The organism is Rhizobiales bacterium NRL2 (assembly GCA_001664005.1).
Lineage (GTDB): Bacteria > Pseudomonadota > Alphaproteobacteria > Minwuiales > Minwuiaceae > Minwuia.
The window spans coordinates 4,044,638-4,064,698 of the sequence record CP016093.1 but is presented as its reverse complement, the minus strand read 5'-3'; the positions used below and the strand labels follow the sequence as shown (position 1 = coordinate 4,064,698).

Annotated in this window: 15 protein-coding genes, 1 tRNA gene and 1 pseudogene; 6 read left to right on the top strand and 11 right to left on the bottom strand. The window is 61.6% G+C overall.

The annotated features are described in order from the left end of the window. Positions 1-9 precede the first annotated feature (9 nt). The 4 genes from TEF_19005 to TEF_18990 all read right to left on the bottom strand — a co-directional run bounded on the left by TEF_19005 (position 10) and on the right by TEF_18990 (position 3,425). The gene (locus TEF_19005; protein ANK82651.1) at positions 10-1,278 is read right to left on the bottom strand and encodes a beta-ketoacyl-[acyl-carrier-protein] synthase II; all 1,269 of its coding nucleotides are present in this window, start codon (positions 1,276-1,278) and stop codon (positions 10-12) included. A 25-nt stretch (positions 1,279-1,303) separates the two neighbouring features. Further along, positions 1,304-1,537 (bottom strand): acyl carrier protein, encoded by a 234-nt coding sequence (locus tag TEF_19000; GenBank protein ID ANK82650.1) that lies wholly within the window; start codon positions 1,535-1,537, stop codon positions 1,304-1,306. Positions 1,538-1,720: 183 nt separating this feature from the next. Beyond that, a complete protein-coding gene (locus TEF_18995) occupies positions 1,721-2,458 on the bottom strand; it encodes a 3-oxoacyl-[acyl-carrier-protein] reductase (GenBank protein ANK82649.1) in 738 nt (245 codons plus the stop codon). Between the two features lie 25 nt (positions 2,459-2,483). Beyond that, positions 2,484-3,425 (bottom strand): malonyl CoA-acyl carrier protein transacylase, encoded by a 942-nt coding sequence (locus TEF_18990; protein ID ANK83604.1) that lies wholly within the window; start codon positions 3,423-3,425, stop codon positions 2,484-2,486. A gap of 177 nt (positions 3,426-3,602) precedes the next feature. Between TEF_18990 and TEF_18985 the strand changes: the two genes are divergently transcribed. Next, positions 3,603-3,678, top strand: a tRNA-Val gene (locus TEF_18985). Positions 3,679-3,874: 196 nt separating this feature from the next. Here TEF_18985 and TEF_18980 read toward each other — a convergent pair. From TEF_18980 to TEF_18970, 3 genes are all read right to left on the bottom strand, one after another. Continuing rightward, a complete protein-coding gene (locus TEF_18980) occupies positions 3,875-5,560 on the bottom strand; it encodes a hypothetical protein (GenBank protein ID ANK83603.1) in 1,686 nt (561 codons plus the stop codon). Positions 5,561-5,672: 112 nt separating this feature from the next. Beyond that, on the bottom strand, positions 5,673-6,200 hold the full coding sequence (locus TEF_18975; GenBank protein ID ANK82648.1) for a hypothetical protein: 528 nt from the start codon (positions 6,198-6,200) through the stop codon (positions 5,673-5,675). Between the two features lie 175 nt (positions 6,201-6,375). After that, positions 6,376-6,918 (bottom strand): hypothetical protein, encoded by a 543-nt coding sequence (locus TEF_18970; GenBank protein ANK82647.1) that lies wholly within the window; start codon positions 6,916-6,918, stop codon positions 6,376-6,378. A 466-nt stretch (positions 6,919-7,384) separates the two neighbouring features. On the opposite strand from TEF_18970, the gene TEF_18965 reads away from it, so the two are divergent. Together TEF_18965 and TEF_18960 are read left to right on the top strand one after the other, a co-directional pair. Then, positions 7,385-8,593 carry a hypothetical protein gene (locus TEF_18965; protein ANK82646.1) on the top strand — a complete coding sequence of 403 codons (1,209 nt, stop codon included), beginning with the start codon at positions 7,385-7,387 and terminating at the stop codon, positions 8,591-8,593. A gap of 1,920 nt (positions 8,594-10,513) precedes the next feature. Beyond that, positions 10,514-10,753, top strand: a complete 240-nt coding sequence (locus TEF_18960) for a hypothetical protein (GenBank protein ID ANK82645.1) — start codon at positions 10,514-10,516, stop codon at positions 10,751-10,753. Positions 10,754-10,800: 47 nt separating this feature from the next. Here the strand turns inward: TEF_18960 and TEF_18955 are convergent, their stop codons facing one another. Continuing rightward, positions 10,801-11,547 (bottom strand): serine/threonine protein phosphatase, encoded by a 747-nt coding sequence (locus TEF_18955; GenBank protein ANK82644.1) that lies wholly within the window; start codon positions 11,545-11,547, stop codon positions 10,801-10,803. 4 nt (positions 11,548-11,551) lie between these two features. Next, on the bottom strand, positions 11,552-12,229 hold the full coding sequence (locus TEF_18950; GenBank protein ANK82643.1) for a hypothetical protein: 678 nt from the start codon (positions 12,227-12,229) through the stop codon (positions 11,552-11,554). A gap of 207 nt (positions 12,230-12,436) precedes the next feature. Here TEF_18950 and TEF_18945 point away from each other — a divergent pair. From TEF_18945 to TEF_18935, 3 genes and pseudogenes are all read left to right on the top strand, one after another. Further along, positions 12,437-13,078 (top strand): annotated as a pseudogene (locus TEF_18945) (transposase). Between the two features lie 207 nt (positions 13,079-13,285). Next, on the top strand, positions 13,286-15,250 hold the full coding sequence (locus TEF_18940; protein ID ANK82642.1) for a hypothetical protein: 1,965 nt from the start codon (positions 13,286-13,288) through the stop codon (positions 15,248-15,250). Between the two features lie 213 nt (positions 15,251-15,463). Beyond that, positions 15,464-16,183: a hypothetical protein gene (locus TEF_18935; protein ID ANK82641.1), complete on the top strand. Its 720-nt coding sequence runs from the start codon at positions 15,464-15,466 to the stop codon at positions 16,181-16,183. Positions 16,184-16,314: 131 nt separating this feature from the next. On the opposite strand, the gene TEF_18930 is transcribed toward TEF_18935, so the two are convergent. Together TEF_18930 and TEF_18925 are read right to left on the bottom strand one after the other, a co-directional pair. Further along, a complete protein-coding gene (locus TEF_18930; GenBank protein ID ANK82640.1) occupies positions 16,315-16,983 on the bottom strand; it encodes a disulfide bond formation protein DsbA in 669 nt (222 codons plus the stop codon). 897 nt (positions 16,984-17,880) lie between these two features. Further along, a complete protein-coding gene (locus TEF_18925) occupies positions 17,881-19,941 on the bottom strand; it encodes a hypothetical protein (protein ANK82639.1) in 2,061 nt (686 codons plus the stop codon). Positions 19,942-20,061: the final 120 nt, after the last annotated feature.

Below are 20,061 nucleotides of genomic sequence, written 5' to 3'. Positions count from 1 at the left end.
GACCGCGGCCTAGTTCAGGCGTCTGAAGATCAGACTGGCGTTGGTGCCGCCGAAGCCGAAGGAATTGGACAGCGCCACGTCGATCTTCCGCTCGCGCGGCTGGAACGGGGCGAGGTCGAGCCCCTGGGTGGCTTCGTCCGGATCGTCGAGATTGAGGGTCGGCGGGGCCACCTGGTCGCGCAGGGCGAGCAGGCAGAAGATGGCCTCTACGCTGCCCGCGGCGCCAAGCAGATGACCGATTGACGACTTGGTCGACGACATGGTGCTGGTCTGGGCGCCATCGCCCATGAGGCGCCGGATGGCTCTGATCTCGATCTCGTCGCCGCGCGGCGTCGACGTGCCGTGGGCGTTGACGTAGTCGATGTCGGCGGCCGAGATGCCGGCGCGCTTCACCGCCGCCTGCATGCAGCGATAAGCGCCCGAGCCGTCTTCGGAAGGCGCCGTGATGTGATAGGCGTCGCCCGACATGCCATAGCCGATGACCTCGCCGTAGATCTTCGCGCCGCGGGCTTTCGCGTGCTCCAGTTCCTCGAGCACGACGATGCCGGAACCCTCGCCCATGACGAAGCCGTCGCGGCCCCGGTCCCAGGGGCGGCTGGCCCGCTCCGGCGTATCCTTGTAGCCGGTCGAGAGCGCCTTGGCGGCGGCGAAGCCGGCGATGCCCAGGCGGCTCAGCGCGGCTTCGGCGCCGCCGGCGACCATCACGTCGGCGTCGTCGAGGGCGATGATGCGGGCGGCGTCGCCGATGGCGTGCGCGCCCGTCGAGCAGGCCGTCACCACAGCGTGGTTCGGACCCTTGAACTGGTGCTCGATGGAGATGTAGCCCGACAGCAGGTTGATCAGCCGCCCGGGAATGAAGAACGGTGAGAGCCGCCGCGGCCCGCGAGTCTCCATCGTCATCGCGCCCTCGGCGATGCCGGAGAGCCCGCCGATGCCCGAACCCACCAGGACGCCGGTGCGGAACTGCTGTTCCTCGGTATCCGCCGTGTAGCCCGCGTCACGCAGCGCCTGCTTGGCGGCCGCCAGGCCGTAGACGATGAACTCGTCGACGCGCCGCTGTTCCTTCGGCTCGACCCATTCGTCGGGATCGAAGCCGTCCGGCCGGTCGTCGCTCTTCGGCTTGACCTCGCAGCCATAGTTGGTCGCCAGGTCGGATGTCTCGAACTTGGCGATCGTGGCGGAGCCCGATTCACCCTTCAGCAGGCGGGACCACGTTTCCTCCACTCCGCAGGCCAGAGGCGTGACCGCCCCCAGCCCCGTAACGACTACTCGACGCATATCGGGTTCCGAAACCTCTTCTCGCTCAGGTGTTCGCGGAGATGTAGTCGATCGCGTCCTTGACGGTCTGGATGTTCTCGGCGGCGTCGTCCGGGATCTCGATGCCGAATTCTTCCTCGAACGCCATCACCAGCTCGACGGTGTCCAGGCTGTCGGCGCCGAGGTCGTCGATGAAGTGGGCCTGTTCCTTGACCTTGTCTTCTTCCACGCCGAGGTGCTCGACAACGATCTTCTTCACGCGGTCCGCGATGTCGCTCATGGTCCGTTCCCTTTGCTCTTACGGTTCGGTTTGTCTCTGTTGAAGGTCCCCGGTACGCCGGGCGTTCGAGCCCGTCCTGCGCACGTACTGAAGGCTGTTCCGTGCCGAAATCCGGCGGCTCTTAACACACTTTCCAGAACAGGGGAAGCGCACCGCAGGCCGTCGAATCACCGGTAATTCCCATCATATCATTGCCATTCCGCCATTGATGTGCAGCGTCTGACCAGTGACGTAGGCGGCCTCGTCGGAGGCCAGATAGATCACGCCCGCGGCGATGTCGGCGCCCGTACCCATGCGGCCGGCCGGAATGGCTTCGTTCAGCTTCGCCTTCTGTTCGTCGGGCAGGTCGGCGGTCATCGCCGTCTCGATGAAGCCCGGCGCCAGGCAGTTCACGGTGATGCCGCGGCTGGCCACTTCCTGGGCCAGGGACTTGGACCAGCCGACGGTGCCTGCCTTGGCGGCGGCGTAGTTGGTCTGGCCCGGATTGCCGGTCTGGCCGACAATCGAGGTGATGGAGACGATACGGCCGTGGCGGCGCTTCATCATGCCCCGGAGCAGTGCCCTGGCGAGCTGGAAGCCGGCGTTGAGATTGACCCGGATCACCGCGTCCCAGTCCTCGTCCTTGAGGCGCATCGCCAGGTTGTCGCGGGTGATGCCGGCGTTGTTGACCAGGATGTCGACCTGGCCCATCGCCGCCTCCGCGGCCTTGGCCAGGTCCGCGGGCGCGCCGGCCTCGCCCAGATTGGCGGGCAGCACGTGGGCCCGCCCGCCCAGCGCGTCGGCGACTTCCTTCAGCACCGCTTCGCGGGTGCCGTGCAGGCCCACGGTGGCGCCGGCCCCGTGCAGCGCTTCGGCGACCGCGCGGCCGATGCCGCCGGAGGCGCCGGTCACCAGGGCGGTCTTGCCAGTCAGATCGAACATGCGGGTCCCCTTGCCTTGCCGTGGGTCAGAGCGAGCCGACGAGCCGCTCGATATCCTCGGGCGTGTTGACGGCGCTGGCCTGGACGTCGCGGTCGATGCGCCGGGTCATGGTGGCCAGCACCTTGCCCGCGCCGATTTCCAGCAGTTCGTCCACGCCCTGTTCCTTCATGTAGAGCACCGATTCGCGCCAGCGCACCATGGCGGTGACCTGCTGTACCAGCAGGGCGCGGATGCGTTCGGGCTCGCTGACCGGTTCGGCGGTGACATTGGCCACAAGCGGCACGGCCGGAGCGGCGATCGCGACCTCGGCCAGCGCGGTCTCCATCTCCTCGGCCGCGGGCCGCATCATGGCGCAGTGGAACGGCGCGGAGACGTTCAGGCGCATGGCTTTCTTCGCGCCCCGGCCCCTGGCGATCTCGACCGCACGGTCGATCGCCGAGGTCGAGCCGGATATCACCACCTGGCCGCTGGCGTTGTCGTTGGCGGGGCTGCAGACCTCGCCCTGCGCGGCTTCCTCGGCGACCGCGGCGGCGTCCTCCAGGCTGAGCCCCAGCAGCGCCGCCATGGCGCCCTCGCCGACGGGAACGGCGCGCTGCATGGCCAGGCCGCGGCGCTTCAGCAGCCGCGCGGCGTCGGGCAGTTCCAGCGCGCCGGCCGCGGCCAGCGCCGAATACTCGCCCAGCGAATGTCCGGCGACGAATTTCGCCGCCTTCGCGATGTCCAGTCCGGCTTCCGTCTCCAACACCCGCATGACCGCCATCGACACGGCCATCAGCGCCGGCTGGGCGTTCTCGGTCAGGACCAGTTCCTGTTCGGGGCCGTCCTGCATCAGGCGGAAGAGATGCTGGCCCAGGGCCTCGTCGACTTCCTCGAAGACCTCCCGCGCGGGACGGAACGCGTTCGCGAGTTCGCCGCCCATGCCCACCGCCTGAGAGCCCTGTCCCGGAAAGACAAACGCCCGCGCCATTTCCATCCCCAGTATCGTTCGCGTCTTGTTGTTCCGGCCCCCTTCGCGGGGGCTGTTCCCACATATGACAGGGGATCGCGCGCGCGCAACCGTATAATGGGCCGTGACGGGCGCGCGGCGGCGGCGTTCGCGCTTGACAGGCGCGGCCGGACGAACCTATATCCCGCGCCTCGGTAGGGGCGATTAGCTCAGCTGGTAGAGCACTGTGTTCACATCGCAGGGGTCACTGGTTCAAGTCCAGTATCGCCCACCATCCGGTCTTCCGCGAACCCATGTCCACACTGCGTCCCGGCGGAGACCCGCGGCTTTGCCGGCTTTGCGGGCCTCGTGGCGGCGATTGGATTCCCGGGAGACGCCGAAGGGGAGACGATTTCCGGCTGAATGCGGGAGTGTCTCTACTGGCCGATTTCGGGGTCCAAACCATCGGGCAGCGGTGAGCAACAATATGGTCAGGCCGGGAAGCCAAGCATCTTGCGTTGCGCGGTCCAGTCGAGCGGCAGTTCGTTCATCCGCTTGAGCTTCCTCGCCGTCAGACCTGCGGGCTGACGGCCATCGAGAATGGCTTCGATGATGTCGGGCGCCAGGTACGCGAGGTTGAGCGCCCTGCTGACGTCACTGGTATCGAGCCGTTCGTGCTTGGCAAGCTCCCGCAGTGAGATGACATCGCCTTCCGCCAGCATCCGGTTCCAGCGATGCGCGTCCGCGACCAGTTGAACGAGCTTCGGGTCGGGCCCGCCGGTTTCCTGTTCGCGGTCGGCTAGGACGATGCGGCTGCCATTGGCGCGTCGCGTCAGCTGGACCGGCAGCTCGACGGCCACGGCTTCGGTCCATTCGCCATCGCCCGAGACTCCGGCCCTCGGGCCTTCGGGGTCAGACCCGCAATCGACGGCGGAAGGTCGAAGACGGACGGCGATGCCGCTCTCCCGGAGCTCGACGCGTTCGAGCAGGGCATCGAGCATCCGCCGACGCGCATTGCCGTCCGTGCCGGTCAGGACATCGGCTGCACGGTTGGCCGCATCGATAGCTCGTGTCACTTCGATGCTGTCGTCATGTTCGGATACCAGTAGGTCCATCACCCGCAGCGGGTCGCGCAGCAGGGCCTCGAGCTGGTCGATAATCAGCTTGTCGAATGCCGGCGCGGGCAATCTCCAGCCGGCGCCGTTGGTTCCCCTGCGCGTCACCAGATGCTTGGAGGTGTAGTAGAAGTAGCGCTGGCCCTGCTTGCTGGCCTGGGTGGCATAGAGCGGCTCGCCGGCCTCGTCGAACAGCCGGCCTTTCAACAGGTGAGACGGGGAGGGGAGATTGACCGCCGCCTGTCTGTGCTTCGCATGGCGGTCGAGCATCGCCTGCACCGCCTCCCACTTGGCCATGTCGACGATCGGCTCGTGCTCGCCATCGAATGTCTGGCCGCGATGCTTCACGCGTCCGATGTAGATCGGGTTCCTGAGCAGCCAGTAGAGATGGCCGCGACTGAAGCTCCCGCCGCCGGTCGTGCGGCCCGAGCGGCTGGTCCGGGTGGCGGTCGCGATGCCGTCCCGGTCGCAGGCGGCCTTCACGTCCCTGACCGACCCGAGTTCCAGATAGTGACCGAAGATGCGCCGGACGGTCGCCGCTGCGTCCGGGTCGATGACCAGTTTGCGGTCCTCGACCCGGTAGCCGATCGGCACGGCGCCGCCCATCCACATGCCCTTGGCTTTGGAGGCGGCGATCTTGTCGCGAATACGCTCGGCGGTGACCTCCCGCTCGAACTGGGCGAAGGAGAGCAGCACGTTCAGCGTCAGCCGTCCCATGGAGGTGGTGGTGTTGAACTGCTGGGTGACCGAAACGAAGGAGACGCCGTGGTTCTCGAACAGCTCGACGATCCTGGCGAAGTCGGCGAGCGAGCGGGTCAACCGGTCGACCTTGTAGACGACGACCGTGTCGATGCGGCCGGCCCGGATGTCGTCCAGCAGCACCGCCAGTGCCGGCCGTTCCATCGAACCGCCGGAGAAGCCGCCATCGTCGTAGCGGGCGGGCAGTTCCTTCCAGCCCTCTTGCTGCTGGCTGCGGATATAGGCGGCGCAGGCTTCCTGCTGAGCACCCAGCGAGTTGAAGGCCTGCTCCAGCCCCTCCTCGGTGGACTTCCTCGTGTAGATGGCGCAGCGGACAGAACGGCTGCCTCCAACGGTACGCGTTGAACCGCCGAGCGATGAACGGTCGAGCTTCCCGCCCCGAGCCGTCGACCCATTGCCCTCCCGCCGTCCGCGCTCAGCCATCGCTCTCGCCCTGCCCCCCGTGCATCGCAGCGGCGAGACCTCCCTTGCCGTCTGAGTGCCGCTTTTCTCCGTTCCTGACGGACTTCCTCTCCGGTGCAGGGGCATTCAGTCCGAAGAATCGCGGGCCGGACCAGCGCGCGCCTGTGATCTCAAAAGCGATGGCGGTGAGGGAGGTGTATGACCGCCCCCTATAGGCGAACCCGCCAACGATGACTTCGACGACATGGCTGCGGCCCTGCCACTGGCGGACCAGCCGGCTGCCGGGACGGAGGGCGCGGCGCGGCGTCCTGCGGTCATCATTGCCGTGGTGTCGTCGGCCTTCCGCTGCGCCATCGCCGTTGCTCTGGCTGGCGCTCGCCAGCGTGTCGAGACGGCGTTGGGTTGCGGCCGTCAGCCCGCCCTGCGCTTCAGCCTGCAGCAGCCATGCGGCGTTGTATTCCAGCAGCCGGCGGCTGAGACCCTTCGGCGGCGGGCGCCGCCAGCGCCGCTGCCAGAGCACGGCAAGCTCGTCGCGGGACATGGCCCGGACGCGGGCGTCAAAGGTTCCTGCTGGCGTTTGCGCAGCGACCGATGACGCCGCGCCGGCTGCGGCATCGGAAGGGGACGGCCTCGGAATCGTGTCGCGGGCGGCAGCGGCAACGTTGCCGCTGCCGCCCGCGCGGATGGAGTTGTCCCTTCGCATGGTCGCGGCGCCCTCAGTCAGCCATCGCGTCCGCGCTGGCCGGCAGCTGAGCCCGATAGACGCTGACGCCGTTGCCTTCCTTGGTGCGGGTCACGTCCACGCCGCGTTTGCGGAAGCCCGTCAGCACCGCCCGGACGCTGTGCGGCTGCCAGCCGGTGAGCTGCATCATCTCGTCGATGTCGGCGCCCTCTTCCCGCTGCAGGAGGTCGAGGACCTGCGCCTGCCGCGTGCCCGGGCGGAAGAGCGGCGCCGGGGCGTCATGGTTCTCACCTGCATTCGGGTCCGCGGTCGCGACTTGCGGCGCCGTGTTCTCTTCTTCGCTCTCGTCGGCGTCGGTCGCGACCGTTCCCGGGACCGCTGCACGACCGGCCTCGGTGATGGTCCAGACGTCGTCCGGTGAGCGCTCCACAAGGCCGCGGCGCTCCAGAGACCGAAGCACGGCGGTGAGTGCGCCGCCCTGCAGTCGCATGTCTTCCGGCAGCGGCAGCACGCAGCCGTCAGTACGGTTTGCCGCGTTGGCGAGGATGGCGATATGCTTGTCATTGAGCTTGGTCATGGTCGGTCTCCGTGGTTTCGTTCCCGCGCCGGCCCGATGCTGGCGCTGTCACCAGGAGAAGCCCGGACCGCGATGCGGAGGCCGGGCCGGGGCCGGCTGCACACATGCGGGCGCCGCCGGTCCCGACAGCATGCATGCTTCCTTGCCGCGCAAAGTCCAATGCAATCCGATAAAGCTGACTGTCGATCAATTGGTCGTAGTTTCGATCACTACCGTCGGAGCAAGAACCTCTCAATAAAATCCGAGATATAGGCGATAGATCGCTTCAACCGCCCCCTCGTCTTTTGGCCTAAATCGCCACGGAATCGCCACCGCGAGCACGATTCAACACTTCACGACATTGCGCATGGCGAAGGCCGCCGCCTTGGGCGACTTCACCGCCGGACAGCCGATTTCCATTTGAATTTCCGAGCGTTTGCCGAAATCCTGAATAACTCGCCCCGGGGAGCCGAGTGCAGGGAGCCGCATGTCTGAAGTCATGGAAGCCCTCAGAGGCAGCGCCGATCCGTTGGAAAACGATCTCGCCCGAGTCTACGATCATTGGCAAGAGGTCAAGCGAAGCCAAGGCCAACGCGCGGGCCTCGGGTATGAACCCCGGGACATAAGGGCGAAAGGCCCGGAAGAGATGATTTCCAGCCGGGTCTTGAACGCCTCCGCCGGGTTCGAGGAGATTGACCCGGATCAGAGCTATGAAGCCTTGGTGCTCAAATACCCGGATCGGTTCACCCCTGACGTGATCGCCGCCGCACAGGAGCGGTTGAAGCTTGGTGCGACCAAGGTGAATCAGTTCCAGCGGCAGGATATTCAGTTCTTCGTCAAATCCAGCGCAATTGACCTATTCGGAGAGCACGGTGTTCGGTCCGCAGCCGAAAGCTGGGTCGGTCGGGACGCAGCCCTGCCCGAGCTTCGCAAAGAGAACAGCTATGCCGACGAGATTCTGTCCAAGGGCTTCCGGGGCCTCGTATGGCTGCATGAACAGGGGAAGGACGGCGAGCGCGGGCGAGGCTTGACGGCCGTGGTCGAGTTCGGCCCCATGCAGCCGGATCGTCGCGCCCAGGTGCTTGACGCCGTGTTCTTCGCGCGCCCCGTTGGGAAGGAACTCTTGGCGGCGCACAAGTATGACGGGACTTTCATTTCCAGTGTCGGAGCGAGCCGCCACAGCCGGGTTTGGCCGATCTCGGATAGCGACGTGGACTCGCTTTTGTCCGCCGTTCGGGAGAAGGCCCACAAGATCGCGGAATATGAGAACCAGAACCCGGACCCGCACGAACCCCTGAACCTCGAGAAGATCGAAGACGCCACCGCCCTTCGCCAAATGGTCCTGCGTCGATACCAGAGCGCGTTCCGGCAGGCCCTTTTGAGCAAGCGCCCAAACTGCTGCGCGATCACCGGCACGAGCGAGCTTTCGGTTCTGGAAGCCGCCCACATCATCCCCTATGCGGAACGGTTTGCCGACCGTGACAGGCCCGAGAATGGTCTTCTATTGAGAAGTGACATTCACAAACTCTTTGATGCGCACCTGATTTCGATCAACCCCGAGACCAAGAAAATTGAGGTTTCAGACCACATTGAATCTCCGGATTACCAGAGCCTTCGCGGCAAGACCGTTTCCGATGAAGTCTCCCCCAAGAGCCTCGGCTTTCATTTCGAAAACTTCCGAAAACGGCAGCTCTAAAATGTGTGCAACCGTTCAAGTCTATGGAGCGAACTAGAGGTTTCGCGTTCCTTTGCACCGAGGATACCGCGAGCAGCCCCAGAATTGCCCGCCTACATTCCGGCCACGGCGCGCCGTTCTGCGCACCATTGGGGCTCCACAACGCGGGCAGGTTGACGTGCCGGTTGTGGCGGTCACATGCGGCGGCGTGGGTGTGGTGACGCGGGGTGTTCCAGCTGATTGTGGTGCTGGTCGCTGTGGTGGCGTCACCGTCAGCGCCACGGTAGAGGCCGGAACCGTTGCTCCCAACTCTCGCAGATCTTGTTCAGCTTGGGCGCGAGTGGCAAGCGCGTCGGTCAGCGCCCTATCGCCTCGGGCCTTGGCGGGCAATGCGTCCAACCGGGCCTTGGCATTTCTCAGGGTGCCCAGCCCGTTGCGGATCGTGGATTCCAGCTTCGCCTTTTCTACCGCGAACCGCCCACGTAATGCCCTTTCATCGGCAACGTCCTGAGAGTTTGGCGTCCGTTCATACTTGAAACGGGATTCATGTCCGCGCCGCCATGCCACCAGCCTGCCGGTCATCACGTCACCGAACCCCGGCACCCGCAGAACAGCGGAACGATTCACATCGGCGGCGGTCTCGATTCCAAAGGAAATCAGCGTTGCCGTTTTCGCCGGGCCGATACCTGAGATATTCGAGCGCCGGACGGAAAAACGGTCAAGATAGGCATGTCGCTGGCGCGCCTCCCGGTTGGACTTCATCACCATGAGTTCGCGAGCGAGTGCATCGTCATGGCCCTTATAGGCGGCGATTGTGGCGTCCAAATCGGCGCGCACCTTCACAACCTCAGTCATGTTGTTGCGCTGAACAAAGGCATTCAACTCGCGCTGCACGCGTTCATCGGCATCCTTGAAGGCCTGTTGAAACGGGCCAGTTTCAACTTCATGGTTGGAGAATGTGAACCACCCCCAGATTGCCAGCCCGATCCACACAAACCACGCCGGGGCGGCGTAGATGAAACCCGCTACCGCACCGCCCATCATCAACAAGCCCATGAGTGCCCGCCCTCGCTTTCCGCTCCTTGCTTCGCGCAGTGCATTGCTGGCACTGCGCGGCGCAGACGCAGCCGGAAGCAAGTCCGCGACCGTTGGGAACCGGAATGCCAGAATCTCGCGGATTGCCTGTTCCGTGCCGGGCGCATCGGTCAGGATATTCGGTTCCACGGCGGTCAGGTCCGGGAACATGTCAAAGCCGCTGATGCCGGCCAGTTTACACCAGACACAACTACCGGCGGCGCTGGGGTAATAGTGCGTCTTGACCTTGCTACAGCGGTTCAGTGAGCCTTCGAGAGTGTTCAGGGCTTGAATCCAGTCCAGCGCACTCGGACGCGCGCCTGGTGTCAGTCCGAATGCGTTTTCGAATGCGCGGGAAATAGAATCCGGGAATATGTCGAGTGTCGGTGCACCGGGTGGCGGAGTTGTCTGTGTTGCCGCTTGCCGAGTTAGCGAGAAGGCAAAACGATTTTGGGCAATTGCCTCCCCTATGGAAATGTCCGGTCCCTTGTAGCGCCCGGCATAGGGATGACGGCCCATGAACAGCAGGTGGAAGATCGCAACTGCCAGCCCGAAGTTATCGTGCTCTATGGTGCGCTGAACGGACGCGAGGTTCTTCCCGTGTAGCTCGGGAGGCGTGAAGTCAGGAACGCCGACGACACAAGGATATGACCTGCCGTTCAAGCTGAACTGGAAGCTATCTGCGTCGATTAGGGCAACGGTTCCATCTTGAGCCACAAGCACGCCGGAATGGTTCAGATCGCCGATTACACATCCCGTCTGGTGCACTCTCCCAACAGCGCGGGCGACGTTCAGCGCAGCATGGACGATGAACCGACAATCAGACTTTGGGAAATGGCGCTGGCGAGACTTCGGGCTGTATAGTTCATGCAGTGGGCGATAGTCCGACACAAGCCGCATGACGAACCCAAGAAAGTTGCCGCGACGGTCAGTCACGACCTCGCTGGGGTAGGCAACAAGGTCGGTCTTGACGGCGAGTCCCTCGCCTACCATCACCCGAATCTTGTCTTCTCGATTGGCACGCAAGCCGGTGTTGTAGATTTTGACGGCCTGCCCGGAGCGGCCTTTGATCGCGTAGACTTCGCCTTCGCCACCCTTGCCGATTAATTCGGCAACTGAAACCCGATCCTTTCCGATGACGACTTCTTGCACGGTCAGCCCCCGGAAATGAGAATGAGTGTCTTGTCATCGTCGGTGCGTTCGCAGACCGATGGTCCGGCAAGGTATGTGGCCAGCTTTTCCGATAGATCGACAAGCCGTCCCTCGCCCGATGCGGCATCAACCGGGCGGAACATGGGGTCGAAGAAGCGGGGGTGCGCGGCCTGCTCCAGATGTGACAACGCCAGATCGCCAACACCATCGGAAAATAGCGCGAATGCATCGTGTCCGCTCGGGTGGCGGGTGATGTTCAGGCGCGGTTCGGGATCATCGGTGACAAAGTAGGTGCTGGACGCATACTCGCCATTCTCGGGCCAGCACAGTACATCCCATTCGGTGCCTTTCCGGCCCACAACGGCGCTATCCCCGATGTGCAGCGTTGCGGCTTCATCCGGCGTGACAATGATTGCCGCCAGCGTCGCGGCGAATTGGCGGGGTGTAGATTGCCGCCGGATAGCTGTTGCCGATATTCGGTCCCGTAGTTCATCTATCCAGCACGTCAGTTCTTCGTCTGGCGGCAGGTCAGGATAAGCGCGAAACCATCCGCGGAATCGAACCGACAGGAAACGGCACGTGAGCCAAGCACCATATGCGCCGAATTTGGCGGTACCTGCACCGTCCGAAACAACAGCGAGAATGCCCCCATCACCCAATTCAGCAACGGCGTAGGCGTCCTGCAACCTATCGCCGCTTTGAATGTGAGACGTACCGATTACGGACGCGGACGCCCACCGCCAAGCCACAGTGTCACCCTGCTATAGCCCAGCCATCTGGGGCGGTCGGATTTTCGAGCGGAACGGCATCGCCGGGATTGGACTGCGAAACGGCGCTAAGTGAACTGGAAAGCCACTGGAACAGTTCCTTGAAAGCCAGTCCTTTTAACTTGAGCGGCTGACGCTTGGCGATCTGGCCAAGCACATTCATGTCCGCCTGTTCCACACCTACGGCATAGAACATGAACTCCTTGCGTTCTTCGCCTTGATGAACGCGCTGCTTTGCCTCCTGCCAATTGTCAGTCGGAGCACCATCGGTAATGAGGAACACCCACGGCCGGTAATACTTGACGCCATTCTCGCGGTAGCGGTCCTTGCGTTGGCGGAGCATGTCAAGCCCGGTCACAATCGCTTCCCCCATCGGGGTTGCGTTGCCCGCCACAAGCGTTTCGGGATAGAAATGGTCCGCTGTAGCGAAGTCGGATTTAACCTCTACCGGCCCGAAAGTGACCATCGCCAATTCCACGCGCTTCGCGGCCATGGCATCGTTCATAAGTTCTTGCCGCAATGTGGCCAGCCCTTCGTTCAATTCTGAAATAGGCGCGCCGCTCATGGAATAGGACGTGTCCAGAAGAAGTATTACCGGGCAACGTTGTTCCGGGTTTTCCGCGAACTCAGCATCGCTGAATGGCTGTTGGTCAAATTCGTCCATGCAAATTGCCTTCGAAATTAGAGCGTTCGAGATGTAACACACCTCTTTGCAGCTACCTTATTGACATAGGAGCTCAGGAGGAAGCCCCGACGGTGGTAGTGTCAGACCAAATTTCTGTGCCGCACCGATTGGGGACCGGTCGGCTGTCGGAATGCGCAATCCCTTCCGCTATTTCGACAGCCGCCAGCGGTGATTCGCTCTGCAGTGATGCTCTACATTCGCTTCCCTCTATCGTTGCGCCAGGTTGAAGATCTGCTGCACGAACGGGGTATTGATATCAGCCACGAGACCGTCCGCTTCTGGTGAAACCGTTTCGGACCGGTCTTTGCCGCCGAACTCCGAAAGCGGCAGCGAACGACGGCTCACCAGCACATCCAGTGGCGATGGCACCTGGATGAGGTCTTTGTTCGCATCAACGGCGAGCGACGCTATCTCTGGCGAGCCGTTGATCATGAAGGCGAGGTCCTGGAGCTCTATGTCACGAAGACGCGGGATCGCAGGGCTGCCCTGGCTTTCCTGAAGCGGGCGCTGAAACGCCATGGCTCACCACGCACCATCGTCACCGACCGCCTCCGCTCCTACCGAGCGGCGCTTTCGGATCTCGGCATCGCGGGACGCCAGGACACCAAGAGGTGGCTGAACAATCGTGCCGAGAACTCCCATCAGCCGTTCCGACGACAAGAGCGATCCATGCAGCGATTCCGAAGCCCGGCCACGCTGCAGAAGTTCGTCTCCGCCCATGCCGCCATCCACAATCACTTAAACCTCGATCGCCAGCTGATCCGTCGGACTGATTTCAGGCAGCGCCGCGATGCGGCGCTTGCAGATTGGCGTCAACTGGCCGCCTGAAATCGAGCAAACTGAGCTTTCGCGCGCTCGGCCCGCGCTAGTATGACAATGCCGTCGGGAGAGGACCAAGCCTTCAACAGCTATAACTCATAGGCGCGGACACGGTGGGGATCAGACCACAGGCCATCGGCAACCAAGTTGTTGCGGCAACGCCTTTCGGGATGCCAGCGTTCGAATCCTCATTTTCGATTGAGAGCCAGACGCTCCATGCTTCGCCAGGCCTATTTCCAATCAAATGTGGCTGAGTTCACGTCTGCGTCTGATGACGCCGTATTGGGCCAACTCGCTGCTGCACATGGCTTCGCGCTTGACCTTGCTCAACGCAATGCCTGGCTTGTGCAACTCCATTACCTACGCGGAGAAATAGCGACCCTGCCTGACGCGACGGTGTTTCTCGAGTTTGCCATCCCGAGAATGGGCAAGCGAGCAGACACTGTCTTGCTCGTTGGCGGAATCGTCTTTGTCATCGAGTTCAAAGTTGGATCCGAGACCTTCGATCGATCGGCGCTTGAACAGGTCCACGACTACGCGTTGGACCTCAAGAACTTTCATCTCGGCAGCCATGGCCTCGTTATCGCCCCCATTCTTGTGGCGACCGATGCAGCTTCTGCTCAGGAACCAAACATTCATTTGGCTTCGGACGATGTCATCGAGCCCATCAAAGTCGGGCGTTTTGGTCTGGCGGACGCTATCCGATCGGTCCTGGACGCGACACCGAACTTGAATCTGGACCCTGAAGCCTGGCTCTCCTCGGGCTACCGGCCGACGCCCACAATCATCGAAGCGGCCCAAGCGCTCTATCGTGACCACGATGTGCAAGAAATCTCTCGCTCGGACGCGGGTGCAAAGAACCTCGCCGCGACAACTGATTTCATCAATGATGTCGTTCGACAGGCACAAACGGAGCGTCTTCACGCTATCTGCTTTGTCACCGGTGTCCCAGGCGCCGGCAAGACGTTGGCCGGACTCAATATCGCGACACAGCGTGCTGATGAGGCCGATGACGAGCACGCCGTCTTTTTGTCAGGCAATGGGCCTTTGGTTTCGATTTTGCGGGAGGCTTTGGCTCGAGATCAGTCCGCGCGAGAAAGCCTCCGTATCGGTGACGCGCGCCGACGCGTCGCAAGCTTCATCCAGAATATTCATCATTTCCGAGATGAGGCGATTAGAGACCCCAATCCCCCGCACGAGCGCATCGTTATTTTCGACGAGGCACAACGAGCTTGGACGAAGGATCAGGCAAGCCGGTTCATGAAGGAGAAGCGCGGACTCGCTGATTTTGAGATGTCCGAGCCTGAGTTTTTGATCAGCGTGATGGATCGGCATGCAGATTGGTGCGTGATCATATGCCTGGTCGGCGGTGGCCAAGAGATCAACACGGGCGAGGCGGGTCTGTCTGAATGGGTGACAGCACTCCAGCACAGCTTCCCAGACTGGCGGATATTCGTTTCCGATCGCCTTCAAGACCCCGACTACATTTGGACCCAAGCGGCGGAGAACGCTCTCGAGCGTCCTGAGGTGGAAACCTCAGCCGCGCTCCACCTCGGCGTATCGATGCGATCCTTCAGAGCAGAGACCGTTTCGGATTTTGTCGGACACCTGCTTGAGAACCGGATCGTCCAGGCTCGAGAGGTATTTGGTAGCTTCCGCGCGCGATACCCGATCCATGTCACCCGGGATCTTAATCGCGCTCGAGAATGGCTCCGAGCCCAGGCGCGTGGCACTGAACGAGTTGGCCTGGTCGCCTCGTCAGGTGGCTACCGATTGAGATCGGAAGGCATCAACCCGCGCGTCAAAATCGACCCGCCCAACTGGTTCTTAAACCCGAGAGAAGATGTCCGGTCATCATTTGCGCTCGAAGAGGTGGCCACCGAGTTCGATATCCAGGGATTAGAGCTGGATTGGACTGCCGTTTGTTGGGATTTGGATCTCCGATATGTGGATGGCGCCTGGCGATCTTTTCGGTTCGTTGGCAGCCGCTGGCAGCAGGTCCGGTCCGATGAGAAGCGGCTCTATCTTAAGAACGCGTATCGGGTGCTGCTCACGCGTGCGCGGCAAGGGATGGTTCTGTTCGTCCCGCGTGGCAGCGCCGCAGATGAGACGCGACCACCCGAGGCCTATGACGCTGTTGTGTCCGCACTGATAGATTGCGGCGCCACCTCTCTAGATTGAGAATTGGTCGCAGATAAACAATCAATGAGCGCGACGCTGAGAGATTTTTTGGGCGGCCGTGACGACAGTTGTCGCAGTAGGTGAAGACGCTGATGCCGGGGAAACAAGGGTCGGGCCGAACAAACGCCATGAGAACATGCATGGCCTGGGGGCTTGTCTGCCATAGCGTCGCGCTTCACGATGACGGTAACGGAGAACTGCAGAGGGTTGGGAATGCGAGCGCTGGTGCTGTGCGTCGGACTTCTCTTGCCTCAGGTCGTTCCTGCTCAGGTCATGCAAATCGACTATGACGGTTTCACGGTCTGGGTGGACTGCGGCCGGCGGGGTGCCGTGCTGTTTCACTATATGGCGGCGGCGGACACTGGGAACGAAGAGCGGGAATCGGATTATGAGATCGATCCCGAGATCCCGGCGCACTGCCAGTCCCTGAGCACGGAAACATTCCAGTCGACCATTCCGGACGGCGGCCCGCGTTATGACGTTGGCCACCAGGTGCCCGCCAATCACATGGATGGCTCCGAGACCGCCATCCGGCAGACGAATTACTGGACGAACCTCCTACCGCAGACGGCATCCATGAACCGAGGAGCCTGGCGGGAGACGGAAGACATTATCGAATGCCTGCGGGAGCTGGTGACACTCGAGGTGTGGGGCGGGCCGATCTGGGGCGCGAACTTCGCGGATGACCGCTTTGTCGGTACGCATGGTATCCAGACCCCCTCTGCTTTCTGGAAGGTCGTGATCCGGGCGGATAACCGCGAGGCGAACGCGTGGATCGTCTCGAACGGGGCAGCGCCGCGCAGTTCCCTCGATGGGTGGCTGGAGGCGGTTGAGACGATCGAGACGGTGACGGGGCTGACGTTCGATGCAGTCAACAAGGGTGCCAAGCCAACCGAGTCTTGGGCGCGGCCGGATGGGTGCGATATTAGCTGATCAGACCTTATCGATTGCCCGTTCGCGTTGGGCAGTAATCAAGAGATGCAACAACATGCCAGAATTACGCATACGGCTAGCTTACCGAAAGCCGCTCAGTGCTGCCTCAAGATTAGTCTGACAAAGCCTCCTCACCCAGTCTCCTTCGGAAGCTGCCCCAGGATGCTCGTGTAATTCTCGATCCCCTGCGCGCCCGTAACCAGGTGCTTGCGGTCGAGCACGACGGCGGGGACGCCGCGGATGCCTTGTTGGACCCAGAAGTTCTCGATCTGGCGGACTTCCGATGCGAAGCGCTGATCGGCCAGAACCGCTAGTGCCTCGGCCCGGTCGAGCCCGGTCTCTCCCGCCACGTCGGCCAGCACGGTGTCATCGGAGAGGTCGCGGCCGTTAGTGAAATGGGCGGTGAACAGGGCTAGCTTCAGGTCGTGTTTGCGACCCTGGGTATCGGCCCAGTGCAGCAGCTGGTGGGCGTTGAACGTGTTGTGCATCCGCATGTCGTCGGTGTAGCGGAAGTCGAAGCCGAGATCCGCGCCGAGGCTGGTCATCTGCTTGCGGCTCTTGTCGGACTGTTCCAGCGTCGAGCCGTATTTCTCGGCGATGTGCTCCCGGAATTTCTCGGCGATGTGCTCCCGGACGTTCTGCCCCTCCGGCGGCATGTCGGGGTTCAGTTCGAACGGATGCCAGTGGATATCATGCGCTGTGCCCGTGGCGTCCAGCGCCTCGGCCAACTGGCGGTACCCGATGATGCACCAGGGGCACATCACGTCGGACACTATATCGATTCGCAGTGGCTGGGTCATTGGTGGTCCTCTCGATCATGTCCGCGGGTGCCGTGTTTGCCGTGCTTCGGTGGGCGCGTGACCCCGATAGTAACCCATGCAGGTGATGGCCTGAAAGATCGCCGGTTCAGCGTTTCAGGTTGCCGCCGATCTCCGCCACGCCGCATTCCACATGGCAGATGGTGGCCAGCTTCGCGACGCCGGCGCGAATCGCATCGATAGGCTGGATGGCGAAGCAGATGCGGACCAGCTGTCGGCGTCCGTGCCCAGAGACGGCATTGTCATGTGTGGACGGAGACGAACTTCTGGAGCATGACCGGATTTCGGAAACATTGCAGGTAATCGGTCTCCGCTTCCAGCCTTTTGGCGAGCACTGGAGGATCCCTGGCCCGGTCGTGACGGGGCAACATCACTTGCTTCCTCCGCGCGGGGCATGGATTGAACTTACCGGACCCGGCAATAGCCCGGAAAGGCGCTGTCAGAGCAAATTTGCTCGGCCAAGGAGGCGACTGAAGGTAGCGAGCTGTTGAAATAGCGGAAGGGGTTGCGCATCCATCCAGCCTATCGCATCGGCTTGGAATTTGCTCTGGCAGCGCCTGCCGATCACGCTGCACGATCACGGCGGCGATACCAGCCCGTCACCGTGACCAGAGCCGGAAAACTCCATGATCCGGCGGTCCAACGTTGGGGCTCAGAGCAGGACGCCGATTACCCCGCTAAGGGGTCACTTTTGCAGGCCGGTTCACAGCTACAGGGACCGAAACCGGATTGAGCGCATGTTCGGCCGCATCCAGCAGTTCGCCGCATCCAGCAGTTCCGCGGCATTGCAACCAGATACGACAAAACCGCCCTGTCGTTCCTCGGCTTCCTGAACCTCGCAGCCGCAAGACTATGGCTACCGACCTTTGTCAACAGAGACTAGGAAGGCTTGGCCACCGCAGCCTCCGGAATTAGCCCTGGTATCTTTTGAAGCCGTATTTTTAGCCACAAATAGCTGTTCTGAAATGCCTCAAGATCTTTTGAGCTGACCGGCTTTGTATGCGCCTCATACCGTCGAGCGATATTAATCGTGTCGAGATTCATCTCAAATCTTTCAGGTTTTTGCCCAAAATAGGCAGAAAAATTATCCCAGTTCTTGACAAAAACAGGCTTCATATCACTCATGTAAAGCTCACTGACGGCATCCTTTGGTAATCTGCCGACAAAGAGCTGAGCTCTGTTTCCATTATGCTTCGGCAACGCTCCGGTGATCGCATTTGCTACCTTTGCGTCGTCGAACGCGAAACGGTACTCCAGAACAGTTATCAGCAACTTCCGCAGCGCATATTCGACCTCTGTCCTGCGCTCAAAAAGCGCGGCGAGGTCGTTGATATTCGGCTCTTCTGGCAAGTATTCTAAGGGGAGATCGCCACGGGTAAATGGTGAAATCGCGTTCTTATATTCCAGTCCAGATTTCACGAGGAAAGTTCGGAGTTCCTTGATCGCGAAAGAGCCGTTGTCAGCTTCCAGCAAGCCGTAGCGCGCGAACCGAGAGGCCTTCTCAGGTTCCGAAGCTAGAAAATCTTGAACGAAGGCCGTGTCGCCCTCCGCCAAAAGGCACAGCAGCTCATATTCGTCTGGATACCACCACACCAACGACAGCATGATGTCCTTGATTGGCTGAGCTAGTCGGATGGCAATATTGTGCTGAACCGCATCGAATCTAGACTTCGAAATCTTCACCTTTTTGTCCACCGGCAATTCGTCAAGTGAACGTAACACCTCGCTGCATGCCAGCCGGATCAAATAGGGATGCCCACCGTATTCTGAGGTCAGTAGATCGAAGCAGTTCTCCTCGAGCACAGCACCGGAATACTTCGCGATGGACCGAACCATCTCTCGCACGCTGGGACGGGTCAGCGGATCGAGATAGAATGGAACCGCCAACTGGAAGATTGGATTCGGAACCTGATTGAAGTGCGACTGCTCCACGCTTGACGGGTTGACCCCGGCTACGCAGAAGGTAAGAAACCCCTTCGTCTCCTGCGATGCAGACCTGATCGTCTGCCACAGCGGCAGGTGGTCGCCGTCCCAATGCTGGCCGAGATGGTTGGCGATGCCCGGCGTAATGAACTCGACCTCATCTAGGAGGAGCACGATCTGCCCTACCGTGGATCTATCTTGGATCCACTTCACCGCTCGAATGAACGAGTTCGCCGCGCCAGCCGTATCGAACGAGAGTTCTGAAGGAGCTGGACACCCGCTTTTCGCTGCAGACTCTAGCATTCGCCGCGAGAGTTCTTCTAGCACTGCCCACCAACGACTGCCGTAAATACCGGGACTCTGACAATCAACATATTCAGCGATTGCACCCTTTTCGGAAAGCCGTCGCTGGATCGCAAACAGTACGGACGTCTTTCCGGTCTTGCGTAGCCCGAACAGCCCAGATTGCTCCTTACGGACTAGCGCCCTTTGCACCAGTTCCTGGACAATCGCATCACGCCCATAGAAGTATTTGTCATGCTTGATCGGCGAAGACATCCCGAAAAGATCGAAGCGGCCGATCGTTGCGGCCATCTTCAATCGTATGAGGAAGGTCCGCTTGCCTCTGTTTTCCAGTTCCTCCGCCGAAAGGGGAACAATCACCCATTCTTTGCTCTGGGCCACCAAGCCCTCGATTGGCTCCTCATCACCTTCGTAGATCACCAGCGCGACGACGTTCTCCACCCGATGGCGAAACTCTGGCGCCCGAGATATATTCTCAAGCGCCGTCAGCAGCCGTGCGTCGGCCCGCGCATGCGGCGAATACACCGCGATAACCTCGCGCTGAAGTCCAAACCTCTCAGCTGCAAATGGTTTCGGCTTGCAAAGCCAGAACGCCTGTCCGAACTGGTAGGCGCCGTATGTTACATCGAACGCTTCGTCCAGCGCAGCAGCAGCCGCCTTCTGCTTGGGATGCGTCTGAAAAAACGCGTTTAGCGCATCCTCATTTATCGCCATTTTGCCACCGGATGGTTCCCCTGCCTCACGGGCCGAGCCTAATCTTTCCTGGTGACCTGGGCAATCGCAGGCGGAGAGTAGCGTAAGTGAGCGGTAGCTCTTTGGACTGAGCTGTGCCCC